Annotated in this window: 13 protein-coding genes and 1 tRNA gene; 11 read left to right on the plus strand and 3 right to left on the minus strand. The window is 39.2% G+C overall.

Annotated features, from left to right (window positions below; genetic code table 11):
- Window position 1: 1 nt before the first annotated feature.
- The 10 genes from AC04QZ_RS13580 to AC04QZ_RS13625 all read left to right on the plus strand — a co-directional run bounded on the left by AC04QZ_RS13580 (window position 2) and on the right by AC04QZ_RS13625 (window position 11,073).
- Window positions 2–1,570: a SusD/RagB family nutrient-binding outer membrane lipoprotein gene (locus AC04QZ_RS13580; RefSeq protein WP_478358186.1), complete on the plus strand. Its 1,569-nt coding sequence runs from the start codon at window positions 2–4 to the stop codon at window positions 1,568–1,570.
- 194 nt (window positions 1,571–1,764) lie between these two features.
- Window positions 1,765–1,838 (plus strand) — tRNA-Asn (locus AC04QZ_RS13585).
- A 1,040-nt stretch (window positions 1,839–2,878) separates the two neighbouring features.
- A complete protein-coding gene (locus AC04QZ_RS13590) occupies window positions 2,879–3,256 on the plus strand; it encodes a VOC family protein (RefSeq protein ID WP_478358187.1) in 378 nt (125 codons plus the stop codon).
- 4 nt (window positions 3,257–3,260) lie between these two features.
- Window positions 3,261–4,274, plus strand: a complete 1,014-nt coding sequence (locus tag AC04QZ_RS13595; protein ID WP_478358188.1) for an SDR family NAD(P)-dependent oxidoreductase — start codon at window positions 3,261–3,263, stop codon at window positions 4,272–4,274.
- Between the two features lie 72 nt (window positions 4,275–4,346).
- The gene (locus tag AC04QZ_RS13600) at window positions 4,347–5,171 is read left to right on the plus strand and encodes a helix-turn-helix domain-containing protein (RefSeq protein WP_478358189.1); all 825 of its coding nucleotides are present in this window, start codon (window positions 4,347–4,349) and stop codon (window positions 5,169–5,171) included.
- A 39-nt stretch (window positions 5,172–5,210) separates the two neighbouring features.
- On the plus strand, window positions 5,211–5,549 hold the full coding sequence (locus tag AC04QZ_RS13605; RefSeq protein ID WP_478358190.1) for a hypothetical protein: 339 nt from the start codon (window positions 5,211–5,213) through the stop codon (window positions 5,547–5,549).
- Window positions 5,550–5,871: 322 nt separating this feature from the next.
- Window positions 5,872–8,253: a TonB-dependent receptor gene (locus AC04QZ_RS13610; protein ID WP_478358191.1), complete on the plus strand. Its 2,382-nt coding sequence runs from the start codon at window positions 5,872–5,874 to the stop codon at window positions 8,251–8,253.
- 11 nt (window positions 8,254–8,264) lie between these two features.
- Window positions 8,265–8,735 carry a DUF4625 domain-containing protein gene (locus AC04QZ_RS13615; RefSeq protein WP_086549035.1) on the plus strand — a complete coding sequence of 157 codons (471 nt, stop codon included), beginning with the start codon at window positions 8,265–8,267 and terminating at the stop codon, window positions 8,733–8,735.
- 34 nt (window positions 8,736–8,769) lie between these two features.
- Window positions 8,770–10,005, plus strand: a complete 1,236-nt coding sequence (locus AC04QZ_RS13620; RefSeq protein WP_478358192.1) for a hypothetical protein — start codon at window positions 8,770–8,772, stop codon at window positions 10,003–10,005.
- A gap of 150 nt (window positions 10,006–10,155) precedes the next feature.
- Window positions 10,156–11,073 carry a DUF4625 domain-containing protein gene (locus AC04QZ_RS13625; protein ID WP_478358193.1) on the plus strand — a complete coding sequence of 306 codons (918 nt, stop codon included), beginning with the start codon at window positions 10,156–10,158 and terminating at the stop codon, window positions 11,071–11,073.
- A 199-nt stretch (window positions 11,074–11,272) separates the two neighbouring features.
- Here AC04QZ_RS13625 and AC04QZ_RS13630 read toward each other — a convergent pair whose 3' ends face one another.
- The gene (locus AC04QZ_RS13630; RefSeq protein ID WP_478358194.1) at window positions 11,273–11,869 is read right to left on the minus strand and encodes a hypothetical protein; all 597 of its coding nucleotides are present in this window, start codon (window positions 11,867–11,869) and stop codon (window positions 11,273–11,275) included.
- 341 nt (window positions 11,870–12,210) lie between these two features.
- On the opposite strand from AC04QZ_RS13630, the gene AC04QZ_RS13635 reads away from it, so the two are divergent.
- Complete coding sequence (locus AC04QZ_RS13635) at window positions 12,211–12,336, plus strand: hypothetical protein (protein WP_478358195.1); 126 nt, start codon at window positions 12,211–12,213, stop codon at window positions 12,334–12,336.
- 1 nt (window position 12,337) lies between these two features.
- On the opposite strand, the gene AC04QZ_RS13640 is transcribed toward AC04QZ_RS13635, so the two are convergent.
- Window positions 12,338–12,997, minus strand: a complete 660-nt coding sequence (locus AC04QZ_RS13640) for a hypothetical protein (protein WP_478358196.1) — start codon at window positions 12,995–12,997, stop codon at window positions 12,338–12,340.
- Between the two features lie 343 nt (window positions 12,998–13,340).
- The gene (locus tag AC04QZ_RS13645) at window positions 13,341–13,754 is read right to left on the minus strand and encodes a VOC family protein (protein WP_478358197.1); all 414 of its coding nucleotides are present in this window, start codon (window positions 13,752–13,754) and stop codon (window positions 13,341–13,343) included.
- Window positions 13,755–13,881: the final 127 nt, after the last annotated feature.

Here is a 13,881-nt window from a genome sequence, read left to right on the forward strand (position 1 = left end):
CATGAAATCAATATATAAAACCCTGTTCCTCTTCATTATCGTTGCTGTTTGTGGCGGATGTAAGAAAGAATTTGAAGAAAATTTTAAAAATCCAAACCAGGCCGAAACGGTTCCGCCAAACTTATTGTTGAATGGTATTTTGTTCGACATGTATGAAGCCCCCTTTTCGGGCTCGGAAAGATGGAACCAATATACAGCAGCTAATTATTTCTATTATGCCAACAATAACTACGATTGGACAGGTGCTACTTTAGATTATACTACTTTAAAAAATGTGGTTAAAATGGAAGAAGAAGCCAATCGTTTAGGTGGTGCAGTAGCTAAGCCTTACCTGGCTTTGGCTAAATTCTTTAAAGCCTATTTCTTTGTGAAAATGAGTTTGAAAGTAGGCGATTTACCGATGACGGAAGCTTTAAAAGGTTTCGCTAACCTGACTCCAAAGTACGATACCCAAAAAGATATTTTTAAACAATCGTTAACCTGGTTAGAGGAATCGAACAAAGATTTAACCGCTTTAATTGCTGCGGGCAACAAAGAATTAAAAGGCGATATCTACCTTAAAAATGACCTGATTGCCTGGCAAAAGGTAGTGAATACCTTTAAATTAAGAACCCTGATCCAGTTGAGTGCCAAAGTAGACGATGCCGATTTGCAGGTTAAACAACAGTTTGCTGCGGTATTGGGTAATGCAGGCAAATACCCGGTAATGGATAGCATGGCCGATAACCTGCAGTTTGTGTACAACGAAAGTTTTAACAAATACCCAAACAACAAGGATAACTTTGGTAATGATGCTTTGCGATATAACATGGCTGGTACTTATTTAAATACACTTTCGAATTATAAAGACCCAAGAGCCTATATGGTTGCCGAGCCAGCAAGAGGAATAGCTGAGGCCAATGGTTATGCCATTACCGATTACCGCAATTTTATCGGCGCAAGCTCTGGCGAAGATCAGGGGGTGATGCTGGATAAAGTACAGAAAGGATTGTATTCGCTTATTGGTCGTAACCGGTATTACAGCGGTTATACTGCCGAAAATACCTTTATCATTTCTTATCCTGAACTCTGTTTTATCAAAGCCGAAGGCATTAACCGTGGCTGGGCTACCGGCGATGCCGAAAGCTGGTATAAAAAAGGCATCCAGGCGTCTATTGCTTTCTATGGCATTAAAGATGGCAGCAATGTGGTAACCTTTTTGAAAAAGGACGGTAAACTTGGCGAATTTGAAACTTACAATGTAAACTTCACTTTCGAGACGGATTATTATGCACAGCCTGTTATCAAGTATGCAGGTAATACGGCTGCGGGTTTAACACAAATCCTAACCCAAAAATACCTGGCGTTTTTTCGTAATTCGGGTTTCGAAGCTTATTATCAGTACCGCAGAACAGGCATACCTGAATTCCAGGTAGGGCCGGGCACAGGCAACAGCCAAAGGATTCCGAAACGTTTTCAGTACCCTATTATTGAAAGAACGACCAATGGCGAAAACCTAAAACAGGCTCTACTTCGCCAATATAGCGGAATTGATGATATTAACCTGGCGCCATGGATTGTTAAACCCTAATTGGTAATGGTCTGATATTCAGTTTGAAATATACGAAACGATCCTCCGTTGCAAATGGAGGATCGTTTTCTTAAATAATAATTGAATTAATTTTTGCATAAATAGTTTAAAAGCGCTAATATTGCACTCCCAAAACGAACAAGGGTATTTAACTGCAAAGTGAAATAAACCTCGTTTTAGGAAACGACCAGTACTCCTTCTTAGCTCAGCTGGTTAGAGCATCTGACTGTTAATCAGAGGGTCGCTGGTTCGAGCCCAGCAGAGGGAGCAGATTGAAAGCCTTACAACGCCGTTGTAAGGCTTTTTTGTTTTTAAAGGTTTTTATGGACCCAAACCTATACCGCTAATCACCGCCCTTGGGTTTTAAAAGTAGTTTACGCCTGTGACAATCTAAAGTCAGAGGCTGTCAAGATCGAAAGGTTTATAAAAAAAACAGAGAAGTAGAAGTTTAATAGAGAGACTTATTGATGGTTTGAGTTAATAGGAATCTTAGCTCAGCTGGTTAGCGTCCCGCACGTGCGGGATTAATCAGAGGGTCGCTGGTTCGAGCCCAGCAGAGGGAGCAGATTGAAAGCCTTACAACGCCGTTGTAAGGCTTTTTTGTTTTTAAAGGTTTTTATGGACCCAAACCTATACCGCTAATCACCGCCCTTGGGTTTTAAAAGTAGTTTACGCCTGTGACAATCTAAAGTCAGAGGCTGTCAAGATCGAAAGATTTATAAAAAAAACAGAGAAGTAGAAGTTTAATAGAGAGACTTATTGAATGTTTGAGTTAATAGGAATCTTAGCTCAGCTGGTTAGCGTCCCGCACGTGCGGGATTAATCAGAGGGTCGCTGGTTCGAGCCCAGCAGAGGGAGCAGATTGAAAGCCTTACAACACCGTCGTAAGGCTTTTTTGTTTTATATTCCTGCTCGGCGAGAAGTCTATCCTGAGCGTAGGCGAAGGGAGCCCAACAGAGGGAGCCAAGGCCCTTCACGATATCGTGAAAGGCATTTTTGTTTTGGCTTGATTTTCAAATTGTTGCGTAGCGCAGATGAAGGCCGCATCAATACAGTGCAAAGTCTTTAAAATTTTCAATTTAATTCTACTAATGCCTTCTTATCGAATAGGTTATATGCAAGATTGTCTGTTTTTTCGGTTCAATGTTATTATAACTATAGCATAGAGTTTTTAACTGACGAGTCACTTTACTCATTTCCTTATCCATTCCACTAGAGTTGGCCTTTTAAACAAAGTAAAATAAGCCCTTAAAACAAAGCTGTAGCTAATTTGCCGACCTATCTTTGAGTATACAAAAAATCAAAATTATGATAGATCACATTATATTAACAGTAAGCAGTTTTGAGCGTTCAATGGCTTTTTATACTAAAGTTTTTGAACCAATGGGTATCTCTTTGTCTATGGATTTCAAAGGTGAAGATGGCCACCCAGACTTAAAAGGTTATGGCGATAGCAATACCATATTTTTCTGGCTAAAAGAAGGCAATCCTAACCCGAGTGGAGTGCATATTGGATTTGTGGCTAAAGACCACCAACAGATTAAATCATTTTATAAAGAAGCTATAGTAGCTGGTGCCGAATCTATACATGCACCAAGAATCTTTCCAGAATACTATCCAGGTTATTATGCTGCTTGGGTACTGGATCCAGATGGTTATGAATTGGAACTTGTGCATAAAAGCTAAAGAAATGGAGCAAAATAATTATAATGGCGCACTGCAGCATCCCTTAGGGTCAGGCTTTGATGCAGCTTCAACTACACATGATGTGATCAAAGGGATTGACCTTACAGGAAAAACAGCAATTGTGACAGGTGGTTATGCAGGAATCGGCCTGGAAACAGTTAAAGCATTAGTGTCAGCTGGTCTGACAGTTATCGTGCCTGCGAGAAATATTGAAAAAGCGCAAGGGAACTTAGCGGGAATTGCAAACGTTGAAGTAGAAACAATAGACCTCATGGATCCAAGTTCAATCGACGCATTTGCAGAGAAGTTCTTAGAATCTGGCAGATCGCTACATTTGCTGATCAATAATGCTGGTATTATGTGGGTTCCGTTACAACGTGATGAACGGGGATATGAATCGCAGCTTGCTACCAATTATTTAGGCCACTTTCAATTAACGGCTAAACTTTGGAATGCATTGGTTAAAGATGGAGCAGCAAGGGTGATCAATGTTTCATCATGGGGACATCACTTTTCTCCCTTTATATTTGATGATCCCAACTTTGTTGACAGAGCGTTTGAATCCTTCTCTGCATATGGACAATCGAAAACAGCGAGTATTCTTTTTTCATTGGAATTGAATAACAGAGGCAAAAAATTTGGCATTAGTTCATTTTCACTACATCCTGGCATTATTTCAGAGACTGAACTAGGCAGAAATGTACCGCATGAAGATTTGGTCGCCTACGGCGTATTTGATGAGACCGGAAAGGTGATCAATGATCCTTCAAAAGGATTGAAATCTATTTCCCAAGGCGCTTCAACGACGGTTTGGTGTGCAACAAGTCCTAAACTAAATGGGTTTGGAGGTGTATACTGTGAAGATAACGAAATTGCAGAGCTAGATTATTTACTACCTGACGCAACGATGGAAACTGGCTTGATGAAAAAGGTAATGCCTTATGCATTAGAAGAAGAATCTGCTAAAAAGCTTTGGACTTTAAGCGAAAAACTAACAGGTGCTCTTTTTGTAATTTGAAGCTCAATTATTAATATGGAGATTGGCTATTTCCAATCTCCTTTTATTGCGTAGATTTAAATTTTGATCAATATGTCTGGAAAAGAACAAAGTCAATACGCTGAAATACTTTTATCCTGTATAGAGGAAAAATACTTCAAGGATGAGATTGCAATGGAGCATCACTCTTTCGCAAGAATCATTTCTGGCGAAATGAAAGTTGTCCAGGCCGATCGTTCCTATATTTTTGGCCCAGGAGATACCCTTCTTTTTCCTAGCAACCAATTATCTACTTTGATCAAAAACCCTAAGGATGGTTTACCCTATAAAGCAATTGTTATATTTTTCAGACCAGATAGGCTTAAGGAGTTTTATGCAGGCAATCTGCCCCAATTCACAGAGGTTAACAACCATCAGGTCAAAACTTATGAAAAACACCCCATGCTTGAAAGTTTTTTTGCTTCATTAATCCCATACTATGATCTAGAAAGCGAATTACCAGAAAAAATCATATCCGTGAAGATTGAAGAGGCTATTACAATTCTAAGGGCGCTTGATCCTAATATAGATAATGTATTAGCCGATTTTTCTCAATTAGAGAAAATCAATATTGTAGATTTTATGGAACGGAATTACATGTTCAATATGAATATGGAAAAGTTTGGTCGAATGACAGGTAGAAGCCTGACCACATTTAAACGTGACTTCAAAAAATCTTTCCATACAACACCTCAGAAATGGCTCATCCAAAAACGGTTAGAGCTTGCCCACCATCAGTTGTTTGAGAAAGGAAGAAAGCCAATTGAAGTATATCTTGAAACCGGATTTGAAAACCTTTCACATTTCTCCTTTGCATTTAAAAAGTATTTTGGATATCCTCCTACAAAACGAGGTGAAAAAAAAGAAATATTGGAATAAGTTATCTATTGAATCATCTACCAATTTCAAGAAAAGTACATGGTTTTTGCTTTTGGGGTCGGGCGAGAAGTTTATCCTGAGCAGGCGAAGGGAGCAGATTTAAAGCCCTACCACATCGTGGTAAGGCTTTTTTTATTTTATATCGCTGTCGGACGAGAAAAAAACAACAACTTAGTTTGCATTACTAAATTTATTAATGCAATTTTGTTGCGATTTGAAAAAGCAAGCTACATATCAGCAATATGTGAAAAGTATTTTAGCCCTCTGGTTGATTATACTTTTTGTAGGCACATCTTTTTTGCAGATTTTCCATCATCATCACCAGGATTCACCAGGTCAACAACACCATCATCAAACCTCTATTCAGAAACTGGTTAAAAGTTGTGCGGTCTGCGACTACTTAGCACACCATCACTCGGTACCAATTTTAAATGTTCATCATTTCGAATTCACCCTGCCAGTAAAATCTGCTGCAGCGTTTGCAGGCAGGTATTATATTGGATGTTATAAATTTACTTTACAGGGCTTTACCAATAAAGGCCCGCCCATTTTAAATTCTTAAAACAAGGCCATTCTTGCCTTCTTATGCCCCTTAGTGGCAAAAAAATTCCCATATCCAGTTTTTAACGGCGGCTGAAGGATTGATTTCGGTTTGTCCTAAAATTCGCGTTAGCGTATCGATTTTTCTATGAAGAAAATAATGATGCTATTATTTAGCACATTTTTTTGTCACGGTTTATTTGCCCAAACCTACACCGTAAATGGCGTGGTTACCGATGGTACTCATCAGGCACTTGAGGGTATAACCGTCAAATTAAGCCATACTAATATTTTTGCGATCAGTGATGCCCAGGGCAAGTTTTCTTTTCAACTTGTAAATGGAGCATACGAGTTACAGGTAAATGCCATGGGTTTCCACCGCATTAGAAATAAGATTGTAGTCAACGGAAATGCGATTCAATTGGTTTTAAAATTACAGCCACATTCTTATTTGCTGAACGAAGTGACGATAAAAAACAATGCCGCAGTGGAGCGCCGCAGATCCGAATCGTTAAATGTAGAAATCGTTAAAGCTGATTTCATTCAACGCAATTTGGGTGGAAGTTTAATGAATACGCTACAGCGGTTACCAGGGATCAAAACCATTGGTATTGGTTCGGGGCAATCTAAACCTTTGATACGCGGCCTGGGCTTTAACCGGGTGGTGGTCATTGATAAAGGAATAAAACATGAAGGACAGCAATGGGGAGCAGATCACGGATTAGAAATTGACCAGTTTGCGGCTGAAGAGGTCGAACTTATAAAAGGTGCCGCATCATTTGCTTATGGTGCTGATGCCATAGGTGGCGCTATTCATATCAAAGCACCATCACAACCTGCGCCTAAGAGTTTTGGTGGCGAGGTGAATTTGATTGGTAAAAGTAACAATGGCTTGTACGGCACTTCGGTTCGGTTATTTCAACGAAAGGAAAAGTTATTTTTCGACGGCCGGTTTACCTATCAAAATTATGGCGACTATCGGGTACCTACTGACACTTTATATGTGTATGATTTTGCGGTTGGCCTACACAAAAATTACCTCCGGAATACAGCTGGCAGAGAAACTGGAATCCATTTTAACACAGGATATGTTAGCGAAAAATTCAAATCCATTTTTTATTTGAGCAACACTTTTAGCAAAAGTGGTTTTTTCGCCAATGCCCATGGGCTTGAGCCCAGACGTGTTGATGCCGATTTGCATGATGCGAGCGATCGTGATCTATTGATGCCTTACCAAAAAGTAAATCATTTTAAGATCATCAACAGAACAGCTTTTTCTTTAAACAGGCATGCAGTTGAATTAGAATTGGGTTATCAGCATAATTTCCGTCAGGAGTATAATCACTATGTTAATCACGGCTTTATGCCAGCTGTTTATCCGGCCACAATGACCATTCCGATTGATTTGGAAAGGGAATTTGATAAACAGGTTTATTCGTTCAATGCAAAAGATCAGATCACGCTGGGTAAACATCTCTTACAGGTTGGCATGAATGGCGAATTGCAGGATAATCTGATTAATGGCTGGAGTTTTTTAGTGCCCGCATTTCAGCAAAAAAGTTTGGGTGTATATGCTTATGATAAGTGGAAAGTGAGCGATAAATTACTGCTTCATGGCGCAGTAAGATATGATTTGGCAAAGCTTGATCTGTTCAGGTACAGCGATTGGTTTAGTTCCGAAACCAATAGTGGCAGTATGATGCAACTGGTAAGGGCAAATGATTTAACGAGGAATTTCAACAGCCTGGTATGGTCGCTGGGCCTCAATTACAACTTAGACCTGCTGGAGTTTAAAGCAAATGTTGGAAAGAGTTTTCGCATGCCTATCGCAAAGGAATTAGGTGCCAATGGTGTGAATTACCATTATTTCAGTTATGAAAAAGGCGATCCAAATTTAAATCCGGAGCAATCTTATCAGGCCGATTTTTCAGTGGCATTTACTGCAGGGAAATCGTCGGTCAAGTTGAGCCCATTCTTCAATTATTTCCCGAATTACATTTATTTAAATCCCACATCGGCACATGATTATTTCTACGGTGCGGGTAATCAGGTTTTCGAATATGCGCAAAGTGAAGTCATGCGCTATGGCGGAGAAATGCAGGTTAAATATCAGTTCAGCAAACAGTGGAGCACGGAGTTATTGGCCGAGTACTTATATGCTGAGCAATTATCAGGGGATAAAAAAGGATACACCCTGCCTTTTTCCCCGCCGGCCTCTGCATTGTTCAATGTAAGCTATGCGCCACAAAAGTTTCTTGGCAGTACTGATGCTTATTTCTCGCTGGATTATCGCCTTACGGCCAGGCAAAATAACATTGTTCCACCAGAGCGGAAAACAGCAGGTTACAGCTTGTTCAATCTGCAGGCTGGCGCAAAGCTTCAAATCGGGCAATATCCGCTGAATATTAATGCGCAATTGCAAAATGTATTCAACACCAGATACCTCAATCACACCAGTTTTTACCGCTTAATCGGTTTACCGGAACAAGGTAGAAATTTCGTCTTGACCGTGAAAATGCCTTTCAATTTCCATCATCATTAATCATTAAAACCATGAAAAAACAACAATTGCCATTGCTCTTTTTAAGCTTCATCCTTGTGTTATCTGCCTGTAAAAAAGGCAATGAAGAAATCGATACCGAATACCCAACAATTGATGTAACCGGATCGGCCTTTCCTCAACAATGTGCTGTTATTAAACGAGGTGAAAAATTCATTTTCAAAGCAAAACTGAACGATAATGTTGAGCTCGGCTCAGTAAGTATCGACGTGCACCACAATTTCGATCACCACAATCACAGTACAGAAGTGAACGAATGCAATTTGGGGGCAGTAAAGCAACCGGTAAAGCCATTCCTGCTGATCAAGGACTTTCCAATACCATCAGGGCAAAAAACATATGAAATGGCGCAAGAAGTAACTGTGCCTGCAGATGTGGATGCAGGAGACTATCATTTCTTAATTCGCCTGACCGATAAAACCGGATGGCAAACGCTTAAGGGATTAAGCATCAAAATCAATTAACAAATCATCAATTTATTTTAAAACACAAAAAAAAATGAACACTAAAAACAAACTTAAAACCGCTTCATTATTTTTCTTGCTTGCGATAAGTTTCGCAGCTTGTAAAAAAGACAACAATACGCCAGAACCAGAACCCGTAGTTACGGCAAAAGAGCAAAAATTTGTACGCGTACTGGTCAGTGATGAAACATCGACAACGTTAACCCAAATAGATCCTTTTACAGCTAAAACATCTACGTTCATCGGTAAATACCCTTTAGCCAATATTTATGCAACAGCCTCCGGGCGTTATGCTGCAGTGTTGTATGGTGCACAAAATCTGGTAGAAGTTTTTGATAGCGGTTTGCAATCTCATGACGATCATGTTGATGTGGATGGTATTGCCAAATGGGCTGCTATTACCGCTAATGGCATTAAACCAACCCATTTTAAAAGTAAAGGAACGGAATCCTTAATCTTTAATGATGGTGAAGGAACTTTAAGCGTGGGTAACGATGCAGATTTCAACACCGCCAATGCAAAATTTAAAACCATTAATGCGGGTTTATTACCACACCATGGTGCAATGGCTCAATTTACCAATGGTAATTATGCCATTACTGCTACGGCAACTGCTGGCGCTTCTCCAACCAGGGTAATTGTTACAGATAAAAACGGAACATTGGTTCATGCCGCTACACAGGAGGTTGGCAATATACACGGTAATGCCAGCGATGGGCAAAATGCAGTATTTGGCGCTTTCACCTCTGCGGCGGCAACTGCTGGTGGTGTTTTAGTGGTGGCGCAAAATGGTACACAGCGTGTTATTCCAAATCCGGATGGTTTTGGTGCATTTCGCCTGGCCACGATTTTGTATGCAGAAAACGCTAAAAAGTTTATTGGTTATGTAGCGACCAAAGGCGCTTACTTAATAGACCTCACGGCTAATCGAATCACACCAATTTACACCGGCGCAGATGCTTTTCAATGCAAGATAGATTATGCCGGCAAAAATTTATTGGTGCTAACGCTTGATGGCAAACTGAGAATTTACGATTTAACTTCAGGGAACCTAAAAAAAGAAGGCGCTGCAATAAGTGCTGTTGCAACAACCGATACTTATAAACCAGTTTTAGAAGCTACTGCTAGATATGCCTATATAGCTGTTCCAGGTGCTGGCGAAGTGCAGCAAATAGATTTAACTGATTTCTCGAAAGTGGTTAAACACAAAGTTACCTCAAGGCCGGTAAGACTTACACTTTTGGGTTTCGAGAATAGCACTGAACATTAATCATTAAAATATAAGGATATTCAAAAGCATGGTCATAAACTGCATTATTTGGGCAAAGAACGTGGAGAAATCAGTTTGTTAACGAAACTGACAAGCATCTCTAACTTTCGAAAATGATGAGCTTTTGGATTTCCTTTTTAAACCTTTAAAATGAAAAATAATCCATTAAAAACGCTGATTCTTTTTGGCTTGCTAAGCATTTTTGCAACAAGCTGTAAAAAAGACAATGAACCTGAAATACTTGCGCCAACGGCTACCAGTGTAGAAATAGGTACAGCCAACAACAAACAGGCCATACGCGGAAGAGATTTCCACTTAAATGCAGATGTGGTTGCCGGCGACAAAATTAAAGGGGTAGAGATTAAGATACTGCAGAAAGCAGGACAAACCTATACCGCCAACTGGAAATTTGAACTGGCATGGACACAATATAACGGTGCGAAAAATACGAATGTACACAAGCATTTCACCATTCCGGCCGAAGCGCCTGAAGGCAAGTATGATTTTTACTTTATCGTATGGGATGAAAACGGAACAAAGCTCGAAATCAAAGCAGACTTCACCATCATCGATGCGACAAATATGCCCGTTGACCCAAAAATTGGGCGGGATATTTTTTCGAGAAATGGCAACGTGATTTACTATATGGATACCTTTGTAGAGCAGGAACTTATTTTTAAAAAAGGTGATGAATTTACAGCCCATGCCCAGGTAAGCGAAATAAAGGGTGATGGCATATTATACACGGTGCTCATCAAAAGAAAAGCAAATTATTTTCCAGAATCTATCGATAAGCTTGATTTCAGCAAAGCGATTGTAATTTCTAAAGTCGAACATAAAGGCCTTCCAAGTGCCTCTAAAATAGCTACGCTGAGGCAAATCAATGGCGTGTATGGTGGCGAAACAATCACCATAGGAGCAGAAAAAGACGGCAATGAACCAATGCCCAATCCGATTACCGGGGAAAAGGCATGGGAATCTGGAAAGTATAATTTAGTGATTCTTTACAAAAACTACACTTATAACAGCAATATTTATAAATCAATTCCAATTACGATAGTTTATTAAATTGAAAAAGAGAAACAGCCTTATTGGTATTTCAATCACGTTAATGCTGATCATTACCCTTTTAATAGGGATGCTGTTGGGGGCAGTTTTAACCTCACATTTTAATTAGCCTGTATTGAATATTAACGATCGGTATTTTACAAAATGGCCCACAACGAAATTTGTGGGTCTTTTGCGTTTGGGAGTGTGAGATGACCTGTTAACCTCGCTTTTCCCAGGCACCTTTTTCATCAAGAATTTTTAAATAGCTGGTATAAGGTTCGTTAGTGTGATAAAGTTGATGCAGCTGATCGGTTAGTGCTGTAAGAAAGTTAAAGAAAGTGGAAAAATCTTCTTTTGAATTGTACAGCCCATCCCATTCATTTAGTATCCACTTTAACATTTTTCCATCCCGCGTAGTCATCGAAAATTCCAGGTAAGGAATATCGGCATCTGTTTTTTTGTAATAGCCGTGTTGTAGTCCTCCCACTAGCGCAATTTCTCTTACAGGAACCCGAATAGCGCGTATTTCTGAAAACAAAACAGGACCAAAACAGGAACTGTTAAAACCTTCTTTGCTGAATGAAATAATTTCAGCCGACTTCCTTTCGGAGGCCGCTTTAAAAAGTTTGTAAAGGGCCGTTAACATTAAGGGTACGGAAATCAGCAATAGCCAGGCCGGGAAAAACGGGCGTGGATCTGATAGTAAAGTGATGGTTGTTCCTGAAATAGCAATCGTCAGCAGGGAGGTAAAAAACCAAAACAGAATAGTTGAAGTTTTCTTGCTGTTATTAAAACGGAAGCGATAAGTATCCATATTTGTCCGAAACTTTAGAAAATAAGGTATAAAAAAGGAGGTCGTTTGCCAAAAAAATGATAGGTCTTAGTTGCAAAAAGCAAATCACCATCTCCAATGGTAAAAGTAAATTTATTCGGCCAGATATTGCGGATATTAATTTGAGTTTCTATTTATAGTTCTTTTAGAAAAGTCCCGTAGCAGGTAATGTTTTCTATATTGATATACGTGATGTCAGGCTGGTTGGATAGGGCAATTTTTTTCAATGATATTGAAAAAAACCGACATCATAAGTCGCTTGAATTGTCATGTTAGGTTGAGACATTTTATTACAGATTAAATAAAATTGCCTAAAAACCAGAATGGACCGATTTCGGGATGGAGATGAAAGCTTTCAGGAAGGCCAGCAAGGTACCGTATCCGAAGGAAGCCCGGCAAATACTGCTACAGGCAACACCGCATTAGTTTACGTATTTTCTTTTATTTAACTTATTTCTCCAACTTTTGAATCTGATTTACGATCTCTTTCCCTTTTTTTATAGAGAATGTTGTCATAAGTGTATACCCATTGACCGACATGATATAATCACTATAGAGATATCGGTATAATTTTGTCCCAGTGAAGCCTTCAGGATGTGAATTGATTTCATACAGAATTTTTTTCTTAGATTCCTCCAGGTTCGATTTCGCTGCATTGACTGCAGGAAGTAAATCCTGATAATATCTTAGAATTTCGTTCCGTAAGTTGCTATCTTCTATGAAGGCGATCTTCCCGCTAGCCTTAAAACCTTCAAAACTGGAATTTATGTTATAAAATACATATTTACCAGTGATGACCTTCGTGATTTGGTCGGTATTCGTAATATTTTTAATTTTTTGGTCTATAGTCGATAACTCGCTAATTTCTAATTGCTTTTCTCCAAGCATCTTATTTATTTCTATTGTAAGATCAGACATAAATTCCCTGACTTCCTTTTGCTGGTGCCGATGCTCGCTCCATTCATGTAACCATATCGATAAGCTTAGCGCGAAAACAATTATAATGATTTCTAAAATAAACTCTCCTACCTTGTGCCACAAACTATGCTCTTTGCTGGTCAAGATTTTATGTGTTTTTTTAACATGTTTAATGACTTCCTGATCTGCCATAATATTTTAATTAGCGACTAAAAAAAGATTCTTCATTTAAAGGTATAAAAACAAATAATTAAATGCATAGCGCAGTATAAAAAAGATAGTATATATTGTATTTCAGTAAATTATCCCTTTTGTTTCGTTCCAAACTGGCTAGCCCTATCAGGCTTTTTCTAATATAAATCGTCTTAGCGTCTCGTAAAACAAAATTGATAAATTAGATCAGGTTAATTTACCTAACCACGATTACCTGCTACGGATCAATGGCTGTTGATCGCATTTATTGAATAACCCAAAACAAAAAAGGCAAGAACGAAAATCCGTCGCTTGCCCTTTGTTGTTTAATTAAATATATAAACTATCCCTGGTGCTCAGGTGTCCCGTTTGGATCCATCCATACATATTCCCAATGGTGGCCGTCAAGATCATCAAAACTATGTTGGTACATAAACCCGTAATCGGTAGCCGGATTGGGTATCGTGGCGCCGGCAGATACAGCTTTATCGACCATTTCGTTAACGGCATCCTTGCTATCGGCCGATAAAGCAATGGAAGTTTCTATGGCCTGGTGCGCATCTACAATTTCTTTTGTAGTAAAAGTCTGAAAAAAGGGTTTGGTCAGCAACATCACGTAAATGGTATCGCTGATGATCATGCAGGTTGCTTTCTCGTTGGTAAACTGCGGGTTAAAAGTATAACCAAGTTTGGTGAAAAATTCTACCGATTTGTTAAGGTCGCTAACGGATAGGTTCACAAAAATTTGAGTTGCCATATTGTTTTCTGATTTAATTTATTCAAAGGTATCATAAAGCCAACTGGGTGTTCATGTGTAAAAACGACAAGTTAAGGGGTTAAACGCGACTTAGATGACAAGACATTGTAAAACCAAAAAGAGCATG

The organism is Pedobacter folensis (assembly GCF_056490665.1).